The following is a 23027-nucleotide window of genomic DNA, read 5'->3' on the forward strand; positions in this document are numbered from 1 at the left end:
CGAATTACCAAGGATATGGAGCATAATCTTTGAGAAAATGCCCAAATACAGGCTCGGCAGCGTTTTCTATCCCTTGAACAATCGGGTCATAAATTCGCGCCATACCATCAATTACATCTAATGGTGTATGAAAGCCTTTGGTTTCCTGCAAATAGGTTTTCTTAGACAAGGGATTTTCGTCAGTAATCCAGCCTGTATCTACACTATTCATAAAAATGCGATCGCGGGCATAATCTGCTGCTGATGTGCGGGTCATCATATTCAAAGCAGCTTTTGCCATATTGGTATGGGGATGGTATACCGTTTTATTTTGGCGATTGAATTGCCCTTCCATTGCCGATACATTAATAATGAACCGTCGCCCAAAAGGCGATCGCATCATCAAGGGCTTGAGTTGACTGTTTAAAATAAAGGGTGCGATCGCATTGACTAATTGCACTTCTAACATTTCTACTGTGCTGACTTCATTCAGCTTCAGCAGCCAACTATTAGTTGGTCGCAAATCTACTTGTTGTCCATCTGCATCAAAAGTATTGGCTGGGAAATAGTCGCTGCTGGTAGATAAATAGTCTTTGTAGTGCGGTTGGGTTTCCAATAATGCGGAACCGACAGCACCATATTTAATTAAACCTTGTGCTTGCTCTGTCAGAATTTCCTGTGGATTTTCTTCCTGCGCCAATAAGTGTTGATAGAAAGCTAGCGGACGCTTGATTGTTTGTGCGGCGTTATTAATAATGATATCGAGTGCAGGTTCCGTATCTAGAAGATGACGAACAAATGCTTCCACCCCAAGAATGTGACGCAAATCCAACCCATGTATTTGCAGCCGTGAACGCCATTGACTAAAGTCAGGTTCCGTACTAAAGCGTCGCACACAGTCATGGGGAAACCTGGTTGTCAAAATTACTCTCGCACCATCGCGGAGCATTCTTAATGCTGTCTGATAGCCAATTTTGATGCGTCCGCCTGTAATTAATGCTACACGTCCAGTTAAATCTGTGCGTTGGTTGCGCTTGTCATAGTTAAATGCAGCACAGCTTGGACATAGCATATGGTAAAAGAAGTGAAGATCAAAGTAAGCTGCCTTGCAAACATAACAAGTTGCTGACTTTTTGAGTCTCGCTGACACAGACGCATGTGACAAAGCCGCGGCTGGTTTTTGCTGGAGTTGGTTTTGTACCATTACAGTCATCGCCTTTAGCTGTTGATCTTCAGCCATTTGGCTTTGCTGAATTGTACGGCGTACTTCTTTTTTGCTGTTTTTGTAGATTTTGGCAATCAAACTTTTGAAGCGTTCATCAGAATTGATGAGTGCTGAATCTTCGGATATCTGCTGCAAAACCTTAAGACAGATTTGCCATTCTTGTGGTGGAATATTCATTCTCACCCCCTCACTCTTGGGAAAGTTCAGTAGTGCTGAGTTGCAAGTCCTTGAGCTACTACTTATGTGTTACATTGTAGTATATCATCTACTCGGCAGTATGCGATCGCAAATTGCGGAGATTTGAAGAAGACTAATACCAATTCAAATAATGTTTGCGACACATCAATATATTCTAGAGGTCACGGCAGTGCCGTGCCCCTACAATCTGTCGCATTCTTTTTTCAAATTGGTATAACTATTAATTATGGGAATTTTCTGTTCCTATTAAAAATGACGGCGGGTAAGATACCCACCGCCATTATCGCCATTATGAATGAGTAATTATGCAGAAACCAAGCGTCGCAAAGATTCAGCACGGCGTTTAGCAGTAGAATTATTTGGAGCGAATTTTAGGGCTTCTTCGTAAGTTTGTAGCGCCTGCGTATTTAATTTTTTGCGCTCATAGGCATGAGCGAGATTATTTAGCGCTGTCACGTAGTCGGGTTTGTACTTGAGAGCTTCTTTGTACTGCCGAATTGCTAAATCATACTGTTCTTGGGCGAAGTAAACATAACCCAGTCCATTGTAAATAGGAGCAATATTTTCTTCTTTCTCTTCTTCGGCAGCTTTGAGAGCTTTTTGAAACAGGGTAATCGCTTGAGAATATATTTTCTTTTGAGAATAAATACTGCCTAACTCGTAATATTCTTGAGCTGTACCCTTGTCTTTACTCAACTTATTTTTTAACCGTGATAAGGAGCTTTCGATTTTACGAGTTTTGAAAATTTGGCGGAAAACACTCACAAGTGCAAATGCGAGTATACCCACAAAAATCGAGAGATAAACAACCGCTAGACTGTTATCCATTGTCTTGAAATAGGAAATTATAAAGAGTCTTCTTATCTATTATCAGCTTTTTGTCATCTGTCATTTGTTCATTGTTCATTGTTTATGTTCTACTAACCAATGACTAATGACTAATGACTAAATTATGGCAAACCCCAATATTGAGCGCGTTGCTTCAGCCAACCTTCAGCTAAATAACGAGCGATCGCTTCATTCACTTGCCGTCTTAAATCATCGTACTGCAATCCCTTGGGCATGACTACAGACAAAGGTGCTGTGGATAGTTTGGTTGGTAGTAGTCGATATTGAGGATATTGCTGCACCCAACCACTGAGAACGCTAGCATCGGCGGCAAAGGCTGCTACAGTATTACTTTCTATTTGCGATCGCCCTTCTTCATAGGAATTCACTCCTACCAACTCGGCATTGGGTACATAGTACCTGACATCAGCAATGGTACTGGAATTGTTGAGTACAGCAATTTTGCGTTTTGCCAAATCATTAATCTGCTGGATTGCAGTATCTTTTACAACTACATAACTACCATCAAAGTAGTAAGGAACACTGAGACTAACCAAGCGAGAGCGTGACTCTGTTGCTGTTACTCTCGCAATGGCAAAATCAACTTTATTGTTTAAGACTACAGATAGGCGATCACGATTTGCTACAGGTTGTAACTTTACAGCATTTGGTTTACCTAACAAGTCAACTGCCAAACGCTGCGCTAAGTCAATTTCTAAACCTTGCAAATTCCCGTTAGCATCTCTAAATCCCAAGGGACGCAAGTTATCTTTGACGGCGATAGTCAAATAGCCTCGCTGCTGAATTTCTGGGATTTGGGCGGCAGATGTAATCCATCCTGTCCCCAAAAATGAAAAGCAAAAAATCAATAATATGGTAGCGGATAATACCAGATGTAACTGATTAATTGCTTGCCATCTGTTACATCCGTTATTCATCCGTTAGCACCTTTATCCTCTAGCTTGGCTTGCCAATTCAGCGATTTTGGTAAAGCTAGCTGGATCGACAACTGCCATTTGTGCCAACATTTTGCGATTAAGTTGGATATTGGCTTTTTTCAAGTTGCCGATTAGCTGGCTGTAACTCAAACCATGTTGCCTTGCAGCAGCATTGATGCGGGCGATCCAGAGGCGACGGAAATCGCGCTTTTTCTTTTTGCGATCGCGATAGGCACTCCGCAGTGCCTTCATTACCTGTTGGTTAGCGGTTCTAAACAAAGTTGAGTGGGAACCGCGAAAACCTTTAGCTAGTTTGAGAATTTTGTTGCGGCGTTTACGAGCTACGTTACCGCGTTTTACCCGTGTCATAACTTAATATTCCTGAAGGACTTACAAATAGGGGAGCATCAAACGCACATTGTCTTCATCACGTTCGTGTACAAGTGTTGACTTGGACATGTTGCGCTTTTTGTTGGAAGATTTGTGCTCTAGAAGATGGTTTTTAAAAGCTTTGCGACGCACAATTTTACCTGTACCAGTGGCACGGAATCGCTTTGCCGCTGCTTTACGAGTTTTGAGTTTAGGCATGGTTTGGCTCTGATCGACACAATCCATCATTATATACTAAGCGAATGAGATTGCACGAGCCGCTAAGACTTCAAAACGAATAGTGCGATCGCATTGAATCAAATTAAAACCATTAACAGGGAATGGAGAACTCTTTTCTGTGTTCCCCCTTCCATAGCAGCTTGGCTATAATCTAACTTTTGCTAGTCGCACTCACTTTGGGATCTAAAACGATCGCAGAGCCAGATTTATTCACATGGTAAGTCCAAGATTGCTCCTTTACCTGAACAATTACTTCCCAGCCTTCAACAGGTTTGTAAATCTCCGCACAGACTTCGCCAAAATTGAAATGGCATTCGTTTCCAAAGGTTTTGGCTGTAGCTTGAGTAATTTTTAAGTTAGCAGATGCTACTCCAGAACGCTTGGCGGCATCGCTTAAAATTTTATTGGCGATCGCTCTTGGTAATGTGACGTTTCCCGTTGCTGTAATTTTGGGATCTAAAACAATTTGCGAGCCAGATCTATTAGTGTGATAAGTCCAAGATTGCTCTTTCACCTGAACAATTACTTCCCAGCCTTGAATAGGCCTGTATTCCCGCGTACAAACTTCTCCAAACTGGAAAATGCAGGGATTGCTAAAAGTTTTTGCAGTAAATTGAGTAATTTTCAAATCAGCGATCGCCACTCCAGAACGTTTGGCTGCATCATTTATTACGGCTCTAGCAACCACTCTTGGCAGTTGATTTGGTCTATTTTGGACGTTTTGGGATAATTGTAACTTTGCTGCATTAGGAGCAGCAGTAGCAGTATTGTTGGCAGTGAATCCAATTGCACATAGCAAGCTGGTTAACGCCAGAGTTAATATCACTCTTTGCGGAAAATGAGGCGCACTATTAATTGGATAAGATAGTTTACAAATGCCTTTCATGCTTTTTTACCTTGAGAATTGAATAGTTAATCTTGCTACTAATATCAATTCTCCGAAATTTACACTTAATGAATGACTGATTTTTCTGCCTTCGCATCATACTATGCGGCAAGCAGTGACGCATTTTAGGTTACTAAATATTAAGTGCAACTTCATGGTGAATCGCTATCAGTTCTCCTCAAAGAGGATATTTGATTTGACGTTGCACTTTCAATCCAGTTTCCAAGAAATTAATTTTACTTAAATTACGCTTGAGACTTATAACAGCGACCAATTTTACAGCGCTGTCTACTTTGATAAATTAGGTTCCACAACATTTGGGAAGTTCTCAAAATTACGCCGTACCCAGTCCATACCCACTTCATTGTTGAGTTTAATTTTCTGAGGAGTATCTGGATAAATCTTCGAGAGAATATCCGCATCTTGATCCACTACAACCTTGCCAAACTTAAGATAAGTGCTGCCAAATAGCTTAAAGGCAGGATGCTTGGCTTGGGCAAATAACAAAATGTAAGTTCGTGTACGATTTAAGGCTTCTGGTACAAATATATGACACTGGGCTGCTTTACCTAATGGCATTTCTCCATGAAAAATTATGAGGGCTGGAAAGTGATTTTCCAGGTGCGCTTTAATAGTGCTAGGAAGTAGCAACAAATCCGGTTTCCTCAGCTTTTCTACCAAGCTGTAAGGCGCTGTGGGCATATCATAAAACGCATGGGAATGATGCCCGTTATCAATAAATTGATGAAATTCGACATCGGTAATTCTAAATAAGTCGCGGTGAGTGCCGTTTTGATGATTGTAGTCATGCATATTCAACAGCATGGTCAGCAAATCGGTCTCTACACTTCTATCTGCTGTATGCCCGACAAAGTAGTAATTTTTTACAATCTCATTCAGCACGGTGGGAATTGGTACTTTCGGCTCATATTCCCCATAAGACCAAATAAAATCGCCTTGAATAATTAGCTCTAACGGTTTCATCTGAGGCAACGTTTTCTTGCTAGAACCTGGTAAAACCGTGCAACCTTGGGAATCAAACTTGAGGGCATGAAATGGGCAGACCACGCTACTTGTGCCATCGCTTTTTACTTCGCACCACCCAGCCGAAAGCATTGCCCCCATATGTGGACAGGCATTGGGTAAGGCAGATATGGCTCCAGCCGCATCTTTCCACATCACATAGTCAACCCCATACAAGGAAATTTTGCGGGGTTGGTTCACTGCCAGCATCGATTTGTGTGCCAACAACCAAGGCGCACCGGGAAGCATAGACTGCATCATGTTCGGCCCTCGATATAAAATTGTGAAAAATCCGTCGTGTTTCTAAAATATGACAGAATATTCACATTCGTCAAGAAGTTTGCGCCGTCAACCTAAACAGCAGCGAGGTAAAGAAAGGGTCAAAAAAATCTTGGATGCAGCGGCAGCAGTGTTTGACGAAGTGGGCTATGAAGCTGCGACTACCCATCTAATTGCTGCAAAAGCGGGGACAGCAATTGGCTCTGTGTACCAGTTTTTTCCTGATAAAGCCGCTATTTTTCATGCAATGGAGTTGCGCCATACCGAACAGGTCAAGCTCATGTGGGCGCAGGTAGATCAGCTACAAATTACCCAGTTACCGCTCCGCCAAATGATTCATACACTGGCAAGCAGTGTCGCCCAGATATTTGAACAGCCTGTGTCACGGGTGGTATTTGTGCAGTTCTTTATATCTCGTCAGATTTTTCAATCAATCGATGACAGCATGACTCAAGAAGCGATTAACTTTATGGCGAGTATCTTGAAACAGCGAAACCCAGCATTGAGTGAGGAGCAGTATAGTTTATTAGCAGAAGTTTGTGTTCATAGCAGCAATGCTGTCATGTTATCAGCACTTCGCACTATAGATCAGCAACACAGGCAGTTGCTAATTCAGCAGATTGAGGAGTTGCTAGTGTCATATTTAGAGCCGCATATGGGAGACAGCCTGTTGAGCAATGTAATGAAAGTAATGAAATGTCCTCATTGCCAATCGCCGCAATTATCTAAAAACGGGTATCGCCGGGGAAAGCAGTGCTATCGCTGTAAGGACTGTGGGAAACAGTTTGTAAATAGCTCTAGGTGATGATTGAATCAATGATTGTGACACATGGATTATCTTCAGAACGGGGGCGTATAAATGTTTCACGCAAAAGCGCAAAGACAAGCCAGTGCGTTGGGCGGCTCTGCCGACTTGAAGCAACTAGCGTGCAAAGGAAAATCTCACATTTTATGCAACGCCTGAATTCTCTTGAAAATGCTCTGCGCCCCTCTGCGTTTAAAAGATATTTTTACTCTCAAAAAAAATTATTGAACCACTGTCATCAAAGAAACCACACTTTCAGGAAATTGGCGCTTTAACGCTGGGAATACTGGGCAAGGTGCTTGTTCTTGTAAATTCTCTGGTTTACTCCATGTAAAGGGTGCTTTTTGCGCCGCAGACATCCACAACAACCGCTTGGCTCGTGTCATCGCAACGTAGAGTAAACGGTACTCCTCAGCAGTTTTTAGGTGTTTTGCGACCTCCCAAGCTTGAGACACTTCTGGAATGCGCGATTCGTTGTGCAAAGCAGCACGCACTTGGGCGCGAGCCACTTCTGATAAGGTAAAGTCGCCTAAAAATTGGCTTTGAGGTGGAACCCAAAACCGACCGGGAATTAAGTTTTCGTGGAGAAAGGGCAGAAAAACATAGTCCCAATCTAGGCCTTTGGCTTTGTGCATGGTGATAATTGTCAGTTGACCATTACGGGTGTAACGCGCTTCTAAATCTTCTGTTTCTACAGCTTCAAAGCGTTCGGAACTGACAATTTCACTTAAAGCTGACAGCATCGCTCCCATTGAACTATTACCAGCTATTTGCTGGTTTACCCGTTCTGCAAGTTTGTCAGCAGTTGCAAGTTCTGCTTGGTCGTAATTTAAAGCCAACGCTAAAAAGGAAATTAGCTGATATATCGGCAGTTCTAAGCGAGCGCGGAGTAAACTACGACATAAGTGTGAGGCTTTTTGGACTGTTTCTGATTGCGGTGCTGCCAAGGGGCCAGGATACAAAAATTCTTCTGGTAAACTGGCAAGAGCATTTAGATCTTGGGTGGGAACTAACTGGCGTTCCACCAATACTTCAAGCGCAGCTTTTAGGTAATCAGGTGAATGGGGGCGATCGCAAAATTGGAGTAATGCTAAAATTTCTTGGGGAATATGGGAACGGCGATCGCGTTCTCCGACATCGTAAAGTGTAATTTTATGTTCTTTACATATAGGTTCTAATGCCTCAGCTAACCATCTTCCTTGGCGATTTTCTCGTACTAACACTGCTGCACTAATTTTTGTTGGGTCTTGAGCAAATAACTCAATCACTCTCTGAGAAAGTAATTCGACGGTGTGATGAATATCACGGGGAGTGTACAGTTCTAGCCCTCTTCCTACTGGTGCGGGGTTAGCATCTTGTTGGGGGTCGCCAGTGTCTACAGGACGAATTCTCTGAGGACGGAAGGGAAGTGAAGCAATAGAGTCATGAGATGACTGTTGCATCTTGACTCCGTAAAAACTATTGATCCACTCCAGCGCAAAGTTAGCCGCTTCGATGATAATTCTCGTACTCCGCCCAGCTTGATCCATTGTTGCCAATCTTCGCAAGCGATCGCACTCTGCGCAAAATTGGCGAAAATAAATCGGATCGGCTGGGGTAAAAGTCGAGTTAATCGCCTGGTTAGGGTCGCCTACTCGTACTAAGTTGAGTCCTGAGTCCTGAGTTAAGAGTGCTGAGTTAGGAGTAAGAAGTGAAAGATTATCCCCCTTGTCCCCCTTGTCTTCCCCTAAATCGCTCGCCAAAATTTCTAACAACCTTGTCTGTAATGGGCTAGAATCTTGGGCTTCGTCTTCAAAGACGGCGAAAACTTGGTTTTGCTCAATGCGGCGAGCGCTGTCGTTATCTAGAACCCGCAACGCCGCTAAAATCATGTCGTCGTAGTCGATGAAGTCGCGCGATCGCATTAATTTTTGATATTGCTCATACAAGCCTGCGGCTACGTTTAAAATTCCGTATGGGTCTGTGGTTTGTTTACTCCACTGCCGTAAATCTTCAGGCGAAAGTCCTGAACTTTTGGCTTCATGAATTACCGTGGTCGCCAAGTCTGGCAATACTTCTGTCCGCAGCACCGATTGACGACGCAATCTTTCTGTTTCTTCTCCGTCAAATTGGCTACCTTCTAGTAAGCGTAAATAACTACTTTGATTGTTGGCAATCCACTGTTCTACGGCTGTACGGATGAAGCGATGGCTTTGAGTTGGTGTAATTAATGTGACGTTTTCTAGCTGTAACCCAGATAAGTCAGGATGGCGGCTGGCAATGTTCAATGCTAAACCATGCAAGGTATAGACAGCAAAGCCAATCTGAGGCAGAGATAATTGCTTTAAGTATTCACGAATTTTTAATTTAATATTAGCAGCGGCGGAACGTGTAAAAGTAACAACTACCAACTGGCGGCGCGAAGCGAGGCGCGACTGGGCAACACGTTCATACTGACGAGCGATCGCGATCGCTGCTGCTGCTGCCATACCCGTAGATTTACCAGCACCAGGTACAGCAGAAACAGCTAAGGGGCCAGAATACCAGTCAGCCATTTGCTGTTGTCCGGGACGCAGACTATTGCGAATGCGTGCAATCGCCTCTTCCCGCAGGGTAGAAACAGGTGATTTATCAGATAATTCCGAATAGAGAAATTCTTGGGTCACTTACTTGCCTAATACTCTTGCTAGTTTTTTCCCAAATTATCAAACCTTTTAGTACTATCTTCTTCCATATATAGGACAGGATTTAACATATCGCGTCCATTTTCTAGTTCAGCTATTATAATACAGATGTATTTATTATTCACCAATTAATTATGGTACAAACAATCCAAGCGCGGGATATCAGCCTTTACGAACTAGAAGAAAAATTTGGTTTGCAATTGGTTACAAATGCTGATTTTTTTCCTGAATGGACAAATGATTTACCATCGGTGAATGATGCAGAATTTTTCTCGCTCGAACGAGTTAAAAGTAACTATTTAAATTTAACTCAACGGCGTCCCATGTCAGAAGAAGCAGTGAAGATGGTAGTGCTATCTCCACTGCTTGATTTAGCAGGTTTTTATCAGCCACCTTTTGAAATTGAAACTGAAAAATCTACTGAGATTTCTGCTGTAGATGAAAGCATAATAGTCAAAGGTAACATTGATGTTTTGGTAATTCAAAAACGTCTAGTAGTACTAATTATTGAATCTAAAAGCACTAAATTTGATGTCTTAACCGCATTACCCCAAGCACTTGCTTATATGCTTGATGCTCCCAATATTGAACGACCAACGTTTGGGTTACTTGTCAACGGTAGAGAGTTTGTTTTTGTTAAGCTAGTTCAGCAAGAAAAGCCTAAATATGCTCGTTCTTATGCATTATCAATTGAACGAGATGCAGAATTCCAACAGGTACTAAGTGTATTAAAACGCATTGGTCAATTAATTTTATAAACGCACACAAGATAAATTTGACCCGACTTGGATACATAATGCTATTGAAGAAACACTTAATGAAGTGACAACTATCACCCCTAATTGCAAGCAATGTAGCGGGAGCATTTCAGATTCACTAATGAGACTTGCTGTTTTGATTCTCCTGGTTTCTGCAAGCATGCGAAGGTAGAGGATCGGGATATCCAAAAAGTTTCAATCCTTATCCTCTCAATCTTCTGCGCCTCTGTCACAATTCCCAAACTCTATTCGTCAATCTGCCAGGAATCCTTGGTCAATTCTTCGTCAAGGATTTTCTTAGGACGCAAGATGATAATAATCTTTCCTAACAGGGGAATTTCTGGTTCAGTTTCAAACCACTGAATATCTAATTCTCCAGAATTCTCTACTATAAAGTAGCTAGAAGCATCCCATTGGCGTTGGGCGCGATCTACGACTAGTAGCACTTGTCCGGGCTGATTTTGTATTTGATTGGGCAGGCGATCGCTAGTAGCTAAAATCACTACTGGATCTTCGGCACTCAACAGCACTTGCCAACCTGGTAATGGCACCCAAGCTTGTTCGCCAGTAAATTTGACCATCCGAAATGGTTGAATTTCTGTCACTAAAGGCACCGCTTTTAAATCGTTGGGTGCCAATGGCAACTCACCAACTACAGGTACAATTCTGGGTAACTCTTCCTCAGACTCTAGGCGGTAAAAGGGTAACAGTGGAGCCGGACGCTTAGGAACAACAGTAAAATCTGTAAGTAACTGTTCTATTTGTTTTCTAGCAGTTTGCGTATGGGCAAATCGTAAGCCTTTGGCAATCAGACGCGATCGCTCTTGTAAATCTGTGTTTTGGCGTGCCAGTTTCCATGTACTGTAGGCAACAGCATCACCCGGATGGGCAGAAAATCCTTCTGGCAAATGGCGGAAACGGGAGAACTCTTTAATAGCTTTGGCTATTTCCCGTGCTTCATCCATGTCAAGTTTGTGCTGGAAAGTCAGATCAGCAGCGGCGGCGCGTTCTTCGTGGGTAAGCAAGCGTAACTCATATAAAATATCACTGCCGCGTGTGGCGTAATGCGATCGCGTCGCTTCTGATGCGCCACCTTGTTCTAAAGAATTATAAACTTGGGAACCAACAACCACCTGATTTTGCTGAATCGGCTCAAATCCAGTTGCCTCAAAAATATCTTGGGGATTATAACCAGCTTTTTGCAAATAGGCGATCGCTTGACCCCATTCCACCCAATTACCTTGCTTTTGTCTTAACTTTCGCAGTAACTCTTGGGCAGTATCTAAATCAGCGTTATTAGGATTTTGAAAGTTGGGTGGTAGATCAGTCATAAGCAAATAACTTGAAAATAGGGAACAGGGAACGGGGAACAGGTGAAGCAGTGCGGTCTTGGGGGTTTCCCCCATGAGCAACTGCTGTTAGCGCAGCGGTAGCGAGGTACGAGCGTCACCCGAAGGGGAACGGGGACAGGAAGGACAAGGGGGATAAATAACTAATGACAAATGCCCAATGCCCCATACCCATTTTCATACTTGCTGGTGTACTAAAGTTTATTGGGTAATTAATATTTCATCAGCAAATCTTATTTTATAGGAAAAAAGCCTGAAACTCAGGTGCTTGTATACAGGTATAAATTTGCTATGGTAATTATTCAGGTTTAGTTCAACTGCTCTTCAGGTACATCCGCAAATTTTCGCAAGGCTGGTAGTTTATTATCGACTAGACTTGGTATGGAATATAACAAGATAGTAAATATTTAACGGACTTAACTTTTATGGATACTGCCAGCCTGGAAACTAATACAGATCGTCGCCAATTACGGACTTTAGAAAGACCGAAAAAACTCAAAATCCTTGTAGTTGATGATGAACCGGACAATCTGGATCTGCTGTATCGTACCTTTCGCCGAGATTTTAATGTACTTAAAGCTGATAGCGGCATGACCGCCTTGCAAATGTTGGCAGCCGAAGGGGAAGTTGCGGTGATCATCTCTGATCAGCGAATGCCAGAAATGAAAGGTACTGAGTTTCTCAGCAAGACTGTACCTCAGTTCCCAGATACAGTCAGGATTATTTTGACTGGCTTTACAGATATTGAAGACTTGGTGGAGGCAATTAATGCTGGGCAAGTCTACAAATACATCACCAAACCTTGGGACCCAGGGGAACTGAAGGCTGTAGTTCAAAGGGCAGCCGAAACCTATGACTTACTGAAGCAACGCACCGAAGAATTGCGCTGTGCCAATGCCCAAATGGCATTGCTGACTGTATTGGTAGAGGTAACGCAAGCAGCTAATAGTTTACAAGAAACTCTGATACCAATTGCTACTGCGTTTAGCAACAGCTTTGGGGCTGATAGCTGTATTCTGCAACTAATTGAAGGCAATGCTCTGAGTGCGACTCATGGATCTTACAGTTATGGCGGTACTGTAGAAAACTGGCTAGCACAAGACCCACTGGTGAGCGAGGCGATCGCTACTGGGCAACTGCAAGTATCGTTAAATGTATCTAAAGAGCAAAAATTAGCTGGTGTTGCTCATTACCAGCAGTCTGGTGTACAAGCACACTTAATTATTCCAATTGCTTACCGTCACAAAGTTATGGGAGTTTTATCTCTACAGTGGAAACAACCTCACACTTTGCGAGAAGATGAACTTAAGCTAATTCACTTATCAGCACAATTGGTAGCGATCGCTCTGACTAGCAGCTGTTGCGGTTAACTAGACATTTAGTTAAGAGTTAATAGTCTGGAGTCGAATGCTCAAATTTTGGCTGTTGAACGCTAGATGCTACTCTACCGGAAGCAGCACTTCCCAGGTCTACGGGCGTCTATAAGCTGGTAAGCCGACAGCAGTTGCTTTAATGTACTGCCCTCTTGACAGTTGACTCTTGACTTTTTGACTAATGACTCACGAAATTCGCGCTATTTTTGATCGTATTGCTCCTGTTTATGACCAGTTGAATGATTGGTTGAGTTTAGGACAACACCGCATTTGGAAGGCAATGGCAATCAAATGGAGCAACCCTCAGCCTGGAGATATTTGCCTAGATTTATGTTGCGGGAGTGGCGACATCGCTATAGGTTTAGCAAGGCACGTGGGAGCCACAGGACAGGTATACGGAGTGGACTTCTCCTCAAACCTGCTAGCGATGGCTAAAGAACGCTCTCAAAGACATTACCTGCAACCAATTATTACCTGGGTTGAGGCTGATGTCCTCGATTTACCTTTTGAGGACAACAAATTTGACGCTGCAACAATGGGCTATGGTTTAAGAAATGTTAAAGATATTCCCCGCAGTCTCAAAGAGCTGTACCGCGTTCTCAAGCCTGGTGCCAAAGCCGCAATTTTAGATTTTCATCGACCGGAAAATCCGCAGCTGCGATCGTTTCAACAATGGTATCTAGAAAATATTGTTGTACCAGCAGCAACCCAGTTGGGAGTAAAAGAAGAATACGCCTATATCAGCCCCAGCTTAGATCGTTTTCCCATTGGCAAAGAGCAAGTAGAATTAGCTTCTCAAGTTGGTTTTGCTGCCGCCACACACTACCCCATTGCGAACGGTATGATGGGAGTGCTGGTAGTTAGTAAATTTTAGATTTTAAATTTTGGGTTGTAGTGTACTGCTAAAGAAACAGAAACTTTTGAATGCACAATTCAACTATTTAATCTAAAATTCTTTTGGGAAAGTTTGCTAGGTTGGGAGACAATGCAGGGCTACCTCCTAACACGCCAGTTTGCACAAAGGGGAGGCAGTCCATTGGGCGGCTTTGCCGACTTGTTCGCTGGAAGCGTTCCCGTTCCCCGAAGGGGTTGCCGAAGGCTAGGGTAGGAACTGCCGTGGGAAACCCCATAAGCGACTGGCTCATCTTTTCGCCAAGTTCAAAATCCAAAATTGGTAAGTCCAAAATTCTGTGGATTGGTCTCATTTGTGGCTTTATATATCACCCCCCGTAGTAGGTGGAATCATTGGCTATTTCACGAATGATATAGCTATTAAAATGTTATTTCGCCCCTACCGAGCCATTTATATTGGTAAGCAAAGATTACCGTTTACACCTGGATTGATTCCTCGTAACCAGGAACGTCTGGCTCTAAAAATTTCTAACACAATTATGGGGTCACTTTTGACACCAGAGGAATTGCAAAATTTAGCACGCCGTCTGTTACAAACAGAACGGGTACAAGCAGCAATTTTGTGGTTGTTAAAACTAGCGCTCGACCAAATTAACTCAGAGGAAAAAAATCAAAAAAGTGCCAAAATTGTAGCAGGAATTTTGCGTGATTTATTAGGTGAATCATTGCCAAGGCTCCTAAAAGTTTTAGCTCGGCGCGAAGACTTTTTAGAAGTACAAATAAATCAAATTTTTGACCAAGTACTGCTGGAATTTCAACTGAGTGAAGAACAATCTAAAAGACTAGCCGATTGGTTATTAGAAGTAGTTTTACCGCCAGATGCGCTGCGGCAGACTATAGTTGATTTTTTGACCGATCGCACAATTCAAACTATTGATGAAAGCTTTCGGGAAAAGACCAGCGGCACTTATTGGGTAGTCGCAAATTTGTTTGGTTTACGCAATACTCTCACCAGAGTGCGAACTTTTTGCTTAGATGAAAAAGAGGCAAGCAATGCTCGGTTAAAAGAATTGATTCAAGAATTGCAGATGCGCGATCGCGTCAAGAAATTATTGCAAAATTTATCCTTGCAAAACTTGCCGGTGGGGACAGTACGGCAATTACGAAAAACTACTAGAGAAAGTGTCCGTCACTACCTGCAATCAAGTGGTAGCGATTTGTTACAAGGATTAACTGACTCAGTTGATTGGGAAAATATTGCTTCCTTGCTACTAAATCGTCTGAATAACTCACCTGTAGTTAATAGTTCATTAGAAGTAGTGAGTCAAGAATTAGCTCTTATTTTAGAGCGATATTTAGAAAAAGATTTAGAAGCAATTGTGGCTCAGGTAATTCCAATTTTATCCATCGATCAGGTAATTGTTGACCGTGTAAAATCAACTTCACCCGCTGATTTAGAGGCGGCAATTGAAGGTATTGTCAAAAATGAATTGCAGGCAATTGTGACTTTAGGCGGTGTTTTAGGTGTGATTGTCGGTATAGGACAAACAGTATTTTTGCTGTTGAATCAACAATAAGTTGTGGGAAATAAACAGGGAACAGGCAATAACAAAAAAGGTATGTATAAATAAATGTAGGGTGGGCAATGCCCACCAAAATCCGGATATGCTGGGCATTGATCGTTATAGAAGTCTTACACTTACTTAATTCTCAAAAATGGGAATTTGAATGATAAACTCTGTACCCTTGCCAGGGGAAGAGAAACACTCGAAAGTACCATTGTGGGCTTCTGTGACTATTTGATAACTAATCGATAGTCCCAAACCTGTGCCTTTACCTTCTGGTTTCGTGCTAAAGAAAGCTTGAAAAAGTTTTTCCTTTACTGACTCTGACATTCCTATCCCATTATCAGCAATACAAATTTTTACTTGTCGATCGTCGGCTGTGGTAGAAATTGTAATGATATTGGGATTCTGTTCTAGAAAAGCATAAGTCTTTCCTTCATTAGACTCTTCCAAAGCATCAATAGCATTCGCTAGTAAATTCATAAATACCTGATTTAATTGCCCAGGATAACAAGCAACTTTGGGTAAATTGCCATAATTCCTAACCACATAAATTGCTGGACGCGCTGGATCAGCTTTTAAGCGATGAGACAAAATCATCAGCGTGGTTTCAATTCCTTCATGAATATCAACTGCTCTTTTATCTAAACCATCATTGCGAGAGAAGTTGCGTAGAGACTGCATGATATCTCGAATACGTTGGGTTCCTACCTTCATGGAGGAAATCATGTTTGGCAAGTCTTGTAGCAAGAAATCTAAATCAATCGCCTCAATTTCATCGATGATTTTTGCTGGTGGATTAGGTAAATGCTGTTGATAAAGATGCAGTAAATTAATTAAGTCCTCAATATAACGTTTGGCATGAGACAGGTTAGTAAAAATGAAGCTGACAGGATTATTAACTTCATGGGCAACTCCTGCTACTAGTAGCCCTAACGATGAAATTTTCTCTGTATGAACGAGTTGAGTTTGAGTTTGTTGGAGTTTTAATAGGGCTGCTTCTAAGTCCTGAGATTTTTCTTGCTCTTTAGCATAAAGGCGGGCATTTTTGATAGCGATCGCAGCTTGAGCAGACAGGATTTTCAAAAGTTCTAGACGTTCGGGAGTAAATGCCCCAGTTACTAAATTATTTTCTAGATAAAATATGCCGATAAATTTGCCTTGATAAAAGATAGGCACACACAATATTGATTTGCATTCATATTTTTGGATATATGAATCTTTATTAGAAATCGGGTCAAGTTTGGCATCTCTAATTACCAAGGGTTGCTGAGTCCTAGCTACATAGTTGATCAGCTTTTTGGGAACAATTTCGCTGTCTTCTACTAGAGTAGATGGCAAAGTAATTGGCGAATCAACTAGGCTACTATCAATTGCTTCTATAAATAATTGATTGTTTTTTACTAAAATTAAGCAACCTTTTTGAGCACCAGCATTTTCTAAGATAATATGTAGAAGCGTGCGCGGTAGACTTTCTAAAGAGATTTCATTATTAATCGCCTCACTCGCTTTTACCACTGTTGCTATATCTAGATTTACACCACTGCTGGTTGTAGAGTGAGTGCTGATAGATACATCTGATTTTAATGTCCTAGAAATGCTACCTGTGGAGGCGATCGCACTGGTACTGCGAAGAATTAAATCGGGGTATCGCTTTTCCAGGTTTTTGACTTTAGCGGAACTACCCCAACGGTTGTAACCGTAGTAAGCCTCAGTCATGTAAAGTTGAGCAATCTTTTTCTTCCCTAGCGACAGGTATAATTCTGCGGCGCGTTCATTAGCAAGTGCTTCTTCTTGAATGTAACCGTTTTCAGCAGATCCAGCAATGGCGCGATCGTAGTACTCCATCGCCTCTAAATACTCTCCCAGCACCCAGTGGTACTCAGCTTTAACTAAATAAAATTTGTGCCTGTGGTTCATGGGCGCATGATCTGCCCATTGCTTCAGCTTTTCTTGGTTAGCAATCACCCGCAGCCACAAGCCTTCTTTTTCTGTCCTAGGGGTCTGAGATAAAATGGCAAGCTGGGTGAGAGAATCATAAAAGTGGAAGACTGGCACCATAAAAGAACCAGTTACCCCATCTAAGTATTCCTTAGCAAGGGAAGCGACTTCTGCCGCTTGCTGATACTCGCCAAATAAGTAACAAAGAATCAATTTGTTTACATACAAAGTGCCGATCGCATAGCGATCGTTAGCCTGCAAATGTAACGGCAGCATGATATCTTCGTTATATGCTACACCTCGCAAGTGCCCTGGAGAGGAGACATCAGTAATTAAATTTAATACAGATTGTCGAAATACTTTTAAGTAGTTATGCGCTACTTCCTGCTTGATTTTATCCAAAGCTTGACTGTAAGTTGCCATCTCTGATTCTAAAGCTCTCAGTTCCTTGCCGAGGAAATAAGAAAGAGAGCAATAATTGTAGGCACAGTAGGCAGAGTATTCTAAATCGCCTGTTTCCAAACCATTGTGATGTGCTTCTAATAAAGGTAGTAGTGATTCTTGAATATGATGCTTCCACGGCTTAACGAACGGGTAAATCATATTGAAGGTACTCGTTTTGAGTGCTTTACCCTGGAGACGTGATAGTAAATCTAATGCCAGTTGACCAGCGCGATCGCCTGCATCAATATCCCCAACAACTCCGCAGAGAATCACTCCATACCAAGCGTATGCGAGAGTAGATACTGAGGCGTTGCCGTATTCTACTGACAGCCGTACCTGCTTAAATACAATTAAGGGCAGTAACATTGGTACTGCTTGATACACAGCCGCCGTGACTGTGGCGATAATCCGCATGACTGCTAGAATTTGCGGATCGCTCATCTCTGGTAGGTCAATTAAATCCTCAAAACGCCTTCCTGCTAATATCAATTGAGTTTCTTGCAAACTCTGGGTTATATCTGCTTGGCTAGGTGTATCGGGAAATCTGACACCCAAAAGTTCGAGAACAGTTAATGCAGTTTTGATAGCTTCAGGCTGTTTACTCTGAGCTACATAAGCCTGAATTTGCACTTCGTAGACCTTTACTTTGTCAAGCAGTGTACGGCCATTTTGCAAGACTTGGCTGATCAAATTCTCCATCAGCACGTAATCGCCACCGAGATATGCTGCTTCTGCGGCTTCAACTATTAATGCTAAAGTCAAGTCATATTCACCAAGCCAGCTATCTGCTGCCAGGAGTTTTATACCAGTATTTAAATAGGCGATCGCAACTATATAAGCTGTTGCGGCTTTGGCTTTTCTCCCAGCCAGTAAGTTTAATTCAGCCAGCCGTTGCTTTTGGGATTGCGCTGTAATCAGGCTAGCACCCAAATTTAGTTGATTAATAATATCAAAAATATTTTCCTCTAATTGTTCAGGCGGCGTATTTTGCAACAACTGCTGACCAATTTTGAGATGGGTAATTTGTCTTTGGTTGTCAGGAATTAGAGAATAGGCGGCTTGTTGGACGCGATCGTGCAAAAATCGATAGGTAATATTTGAGTCATCAAATTCTAAAGCCGCTAACTCTTCTGTAGCAAAGAGTAGCGGTATGCGGTATTCATTATTCAATGGGAAAATCAGACCCAATTGCAAAGCAGGTTGCAATGCTTCTGCTAGGTTTTGTAGATTCTTAGCGCTAACTGTTGCCAATACATCTAAACTGAAACGATTGCCAATACACGCCGCTAATTGTAATGCTGTTTGCGTAGCTTCTGGCAACTTTTGAATGTTACTTGCAACTAACTCAACCACATCTTGAGTTACAATATTAACATTTTGAATTTGCTGTAGATCCCATAGCCAAATTCCTTGATTGAAATCAAATTTCAGCAGATTTTCTTGATACAGTGCTTTAAGTAATTGGGTTAAAAAGAAAGGATTGCCCTGAGTTTTATTAAATAAAAGTCGTGCTAGTTCGGGAATGTTTTCAGAATTACCTAAGGTATCTGCAACCATCTCGCAGACATGGGTAAATTCTAATGGACGTAACATAATATTATGAATAATCGTGTTTGCTTGTTGAATCTCCGCCAAGGTTTTTATTAATGGATCGCTGATACTGACTTCGTTATCTCGATATGCTCCAATCAACAGCAAATATTGACTATCTGGGTTAGTTATTAACACTTGAATTAATTTCAGCGAAGCAGAGTCAGCCCACTGTAAGTCATCCAAAAATAGTACTAAGGGATGTGACTGCTTTGTAAAAACTTGAATAAAAGACTGAAATACTCGATTGAAGCGGTTCAGGCTTTCTGTTGCCCTTAATTGGGGAACGTCTGGCTGTTTACCAATAATTAGTTCAACTTCGGGAATCACATCAATAATCACTTGACCATTGCTACTCAGCGCTTGCAGCAGTTTTTCTTTCCAAGTTTTCAACTTTTCACTATTTTCAGTTAATAATTGCCGCACTAAAGATTGAAAAGCCTGAATCACTGAAGCGTAGGGGATATTCCGTTTAAATTGATCAAATTTACCATCAATAAAATAACCCCTCTGTCTAACTATCGGCTTATGCACCTCATTCACCAGCGATGACTTACCAATCCCAGAGTAGCCAGAAATCAACATGATTTCGCTTTTACCTTGGCTAATACGCTCAAATGCTGCTAACAAAGTGGAGATTTCTGCTTCTCGTCCATATAATTGTTGTGGGATGAGTAATTGAGCAGTGCGATCGCGTTGTCCGGGAATAAAATCAGGAATAGCACCGCTAACTTGCAGTTGCTCAAGACAAAATTCTAAATCTGCTAATAATCCTAAAGCACTTTGATAGCGGTCTTCAGCATTTTTCGCGATTAATTTCATCACAATAGCTGCTATAGTTCCAGAAACCTCTGGGTTTAACTGTGCGATCGGTGTCACTGGCTTGGCAATATGACAGTGAACCATCTCCAGTAAATCGTCAGTTACAAAAGGCAATTGACCTGTCAGCATCTCATAGAATGTAATGCCTAACGAATAAAAATCACTGCGATAATCTACAGTGCGATTCATTCTCCCAGTTTGCTCAGGAGACATATAGGCAACAGTTCCTTCTAAGTGATTAGGATTAGTCAGTTGCGGTGTTTCTTTATCTAAATACGAGGCAATACTAAAGTCAGTGATTTTAACAATTCCAGTGTGCGGATTAATGATGATATTCGCGGGTTTAATATCTTTGTGAATAATCCGGTTCTGATGTAGCGACAACAGTGCTTGTGCTAATTGCACAGCAATCTTGAGAAAAGAAACTTCACAAAGTTGCTGCTGAGAGAGAAATTGCTTAAGACTCACGCCATTAAAGTCTTCCGCTACTAACGCCAAACGGTTTTGGTAGCTTTCTAAGCCGTAGACTTTAACAATACCTTCGCAGTTGAGATTTTCTGTAGTTTTATATTCGTGCTTGAAGCAAGTAATTTGCTCAAGAGTAGGATATTCAGCCTTCAGAACTTTCAGGATCACAGACTGCTGGTTTTTTTGCGCCCTAGCCCTATAAACAATTGTGTTAGTTCCTTCAGATATAATTTCTGTTAAGTCATAACCTGGAATTATCGAAGTTAACACCATCGTTTCTCCTTTCCTTAAACTTCAGCGCTCATTTCATATATTTCCCAATCGGAAAGGCAGAGTTTAATAATTTACATACATTTACGGAAAGAATAAGCTACATTTTGTATAAAGTAGGTTGTATTGGCGTTTATCAGCGTTTATTAAAGATAAATTACTCCTTTTTCGGACTTTTGCAAGAAATCTAATAAATATATCCTAAAAGCCCATAAATAAGGCGAATTAGCAGAAGAAAAAATCGCAAAAGCCTCTGTTAGAATCGTGGGTATTTCTACTTTTGGTTTTCACAACCAATATGACTGCACCGAACTGAAAAATCTCATGAGACATCAAGGAAGTTATTACCAAAAAAAATGCTGCGGAATCCGATTTGAATTTGACAAAATTCCGGGATATTTCTGTGGTTAACTGAACTGTAACAGCGAGAAATTTGGATGCGATCGCAGCATCAAATTTGTATGAATGCATCCTCATTTAATGATGGTTACAAAGTCGAAATGAGACAGATGCGTAGGTTGGGGAGCCACTCACGTGGGCGGGTTTCCCGACTTGAGTGAAGTGGCGTTTGAACTGAGTGAAACCCAACAATTACAAGACTTTGAAGTGTTGGGTTTCGTTCCTCAACCCAACCTACTAGCGCGTCAACCGTAAAACGTTGGGTTCAAAAAATCTAGAAAATCCAAACAATAAAAATAGTCTCTGATGATTCAACCCAACATTTTAGACTTGCCACGCTACTACATCCACATCATATTTTTTGTGAAATGGTATAACTTATAGCTTCTACTCTTCAAAATAGGCTGTGATGCGAGTTTTGGATCAGCCAGGATAAAAGCAGTCGGTAGTACTTGTAGTCAATCCACGGCAAGGTGATAATTAACGCTGTTGGTTTTGCTGCAAAGGTAGAGGACATTATGGGGCACGATTTTAAAGAACTGGCTGAACTGTACAAAAACGCGCTTCTCAATGATGTACTCCCCTTTTGGGAAAAACACTCGATTGATTGGGAGCAAGGTGGCTATTTTACTTGCCTCGATCGCACTGGTAAAGTGTATGACACAGATAAATTTATCTGGCTGCAAAACCGCCAAGTGTGGACATTCTCCATGCTTTACAACCAGCTTGAAAAACGCGAAAACTGGTTGAAAATAGTTAGTAACGGTGCTGATTTTCTCTTTCAGCATGGAAGAGATGCCGATGGCAATTGGTACTTTGCCCTCACCCGTGAAGGTCAGCCTTTAGTACAGCCCTACAATATCTTTTCTGATTGCTTTGCGGCGATGGCTTTTAGTCAATACGCCCTCGCCTGTGGTGCAGATTGGGCTAGGGATGTAGCAATGCAGGCTTACGACAATGTTTTGCGCCGCAAAGATGATCCAAAGGGTAAGTATACAAAGACCTATCCAGGTACACGCCCGATGAAATCGTTGGCTGTACCGATGATTTTAGCGAACCTCACTCTAGAAATGGCATGGTTGCTGCCAAGCGAAACCTTGGAGAAAGTCCTGGATCTGACTGTTCAGGAAGTGATGAGCGATTTTCTCGACCAAGAACGGGGGCTGATGTACGAAAATATTGCTCCTGATGGTTCCCACATTGATTGTTTTGAAGGTAGATTAATTAACCCCGGTCACGGGATTGAAGCGATGTGGTTCATCATGGATATCGCCAACCGCCGTCAAGATACGAAGACAATTAACCAAGCTGTTGATGTGGTGCTGAATATCCTAAATTATGCTTGGGATAGTGAGTATGGCGGATTGTATTACTTTATGGATGCGGCAGGACATCCACCACAACAACTGGAATGGGATCAAAAGCTGTGGTGGGTTCACCTAGAGTCTTTAGTTGCATTGGCAATGGGTTATCGCTTGACGGGGCGTGAAGCGTGCTGGGAATGGTATAAAAAAATGCACGACTATGCTTGGTCACACTTTGCCGATCCAGAATACGGTGAGTGGTTTGGCTACCTGAATCGACGCGGGGAAGTGCTATTAAACCTCAAAGGTGGCAAATGGAAAGGTTGTTTTCATGTACCGCGTGCGCTGTATCTTTGCTGGCAGCAGTTTGAGGCTTTGGGTTCGCAGTCAGTTTGATAGAGTTGTAGAAAAATTAATAATTAACCGCCGATACACGCGTTCGCCGTTAGGCGTCGCCGC

Annotated in this window: 16 protein-coding genes and 2 pseudogenes; 7 read left to right on the forward strand and 11 right to left on the reverse strand. The window is 42.0% G+C overall.

What is annotated here, in order from left to right:
* Positions 1-4 precede the first annotated feature (4 nt).
* The 7 genes from BV375_RS23350 to BV375_RS23380 form a co-directional block, all read right to left on the reverse strand.
* Complete coding sequence (locus BV375_RS23350) at positions 5-1381, reverse strand: SDR family oxidoreductase (RefSeq protein ID WP_086764842.1); 1377 nt, start codon at positions 1379-1381, stop codon at positions 5-7.
* Positions 1382-1705: 324 nt separating this feature from the next.
* Positions 1706-2230: a tetratricopeptide repeat protein gene (locus BV375_RS23355; protein WP_086692087.1), complete on the reverse strand. Its 525-nt coding sequence runs from the start codon at positions 2228-2230 to the stop codon at positions 1706-1708.
* A 122-nt stretch (positions 2231-2352) separates the two neighbouring features.
* Entirely contained in the window at positions 2353-3168 is an 816-nt protein-coding gene (locus BV375_RS23360) for a transporter substrate-binding domain-containing protein (protein ID WP_086764844.1), read from the reverse strand.
* 12 nt (positions 3169-3180) lie between these two features.
* Entirely contained in the window at positions 3181-3537 is a 357-nt protein-coding gene (rplT, locus tag BV375_RS23365) for a 50S ribosomal protein L20 (RefSeq protein ID WP_086764845.1), read from the reverse strand.
* Positions 3538-3558: 21 nt separating this feature from the next.
* On the reverse strand, positions 3559-3756 hold the full coding sequence (gene rpmI, locus BV375_RS23370; protein WP_086764848.1) for a 50S ribosomal protein L35: 198 nt from the start codon (positions 3754-3756) through the stop codon (positions 3559-3561).
* Positions 3757-3928: 172 nt separating this feature from the next.
* Positions 3929-4663, reverse strand: coding sequence for a hypothetical protein (locus BV375_RS23375; protein ID WP_086764852.1), 735 nt, complete (start codon positions 4661-4663; stop codon positions 3929-3931).
* 288 nt (positions 4664-4951) lie between these two features.
* Positions 4952-5947 (reverse strand): Rieske 2Fe-2S domain-containing protein, encoded by a 996-nt coding sequence (locus BV375_RS23380; protein ID WP_243714021.1) that lies wholly within the window; start codon positions 5945-5947, stop codon positions 4952-4954.
* Positions 5948-5996: 49 nt separating this feature from the next.
* Here BV375_RS23380 and BV375_RS23385 point away from each other — a divergent pair.
* Positions 5997-6599, forward strand: a pseudogene (locus BV375_RS23385) (TetR/AcrR family transcriptional regulator); the annotation flags it as partial.
* A 57-nt stretch (positions 6600-6656) separates the two neighbouring features.
* Positions 6657-6755: pseudogene (locus BV375_RS38285) on the forward strand (IS1 family transposase); the annotation flags it as partial.
* Between the two features lie 236 nt (positions 6756-6991).
* Here BV375_RS38285 and BV375_RS23390 read toward each other — a convergent pair.
* On the reverse strand, positions 6992-9415 hold the full coding sequence (locus tag BV375_RS23390) for an ATP-dependent helicase (protein WP_208099176.1): 2424 nt from the start codon (positions 9413-9415) through the stop codon (positions 6992-6994).
* 152 nt (positions 9416-9567) lie between these two features.
* Here BV375_RS23390 and BV375_RS23395 point away from each other — a divergent pair, with 152 nt between their 5' ends.
* Complete coding sequence (locus tag BV375_RS23395; RefSeq protein ID WP_086764858.1) at positions 9568-10191, forward strand: type I restriction endonuclease subunit R; 624 nt, start codon at positions 9568-9570, stop codon at positions 10189-10191.
* Between the two features lie 245 nt (positions 10192-10436).
* On the opposite strand, the gene BV375_RS23400 is transcribed toward BV375_RS23395, so the two are convergent.
* Complete coding sequence (locus tag BV375_RS23400; RefSeq protein ID WP_086764860.1) at positions 10437-11522, reverse strand: RuBisCO accumulation factor 1; 1086 nt, start codon at positions 11520-11522, stop codon at positions 10437-10439.
* Between the two features lie 443 nt (positions 11523-11965).
* On the opposite strand from BV375_RS23400, the gene BV375_RS23405 reads away from it, so the two are divergent.
* Together BV375_RS23405 and ubiE are read left to right on the forward strand one after the other, a co-directional pair.
* On the forward strand, positions 11966-12910 hold the full coding sequence (locus BV375_RS23405) for a response regulator (protein WP_086764863.1): 945 nt from the start codon (positions 11966-11968) through the stop codon (positions 12908-12910).
* 184 nt (positions 12911-13094) lie between these two features.
* Positions 13095-13787: a bifunctional demethylmenaquinone methyltransferase/2-methoxy-6-polyprenyl-1,4-benzoquinol methylase UbiE gene (ubiE, locus tag BV375_RS23410; RefSeq protein WP_086764866.1), complete on the forward strand. Its 693-nt coding sequence runs from the start codon at positions 13095-13097 to the stop codon at positions 13785-13787.
* 67 nt (positions 13788-13854) lie between these two features.
* Here the strand turns inward: ubiE and BV375_RS23415 are convergent, their stop codons facing one another.
* Positions 13855-14097: a hypothetical protein gene (locus BV375_RS23415; protein ID WP_086764868.1), complete on the reverse strand. Its 243-nt coding sequence runs from the start codon at positions 14095-14097 to the stop codon at positions 13855-13857.
* Positions 14098-14103: 6 nt separating this feature from the next.
* On the opposite strand from BV375_RS23415, the gene BV375_RS23420 reads away from it, so the two are divergent.
* Positions 14104-15342 (forward strand): DUF445 family protein, encoded by a 1239-nt coding sequence (locus BV375_RS23420; RefSeq protein ID WP_086764871.1) that lies wholly within the window; start codon positions 14104-14106, stop codon positions 15340-15342.
* Positions 15343-15468: 126 nt separating this feature from the next.
* On the opposite strand, the gene BV375_RS23425 is transcribed toward BV375_RS23420, so the two are convergent.
* A complete protein-coding gene (locus BV375_RS23425) occupies positions 15469-20868 on the reverse strand; it encodes an ATP-binding sensor histidine kinase (RefSeq protein WP_086764873.1) in 5400 nt (1799 codons plus the stop codon).
* Between the two features lie 914 nt (positions 20869-21782).
* Between BV375_RS23425 and BV375_RS23430 the strand changes: the two genes are divergently transcribed.
* Entirely contained in the window at positions 21783-22964 is a 1182-nt protein-coding gene (locus BV375_RS23430) for an AGE family epimerase/isomerase (RefSeq protein WP_086764943.1), read from the forward strand.
* The last annotated feature ends 63 nt before the right edge of the window (positions 22965-23027 follow it).

It is taken from the genome of Nostoc sp. 106C (assembly GCF_002154725.1).
GTDB lineage: Bacteria > Cyanobacteriota > Cyanobacteriia > Cyanobacteriales > Nostocaceae > Aulosira.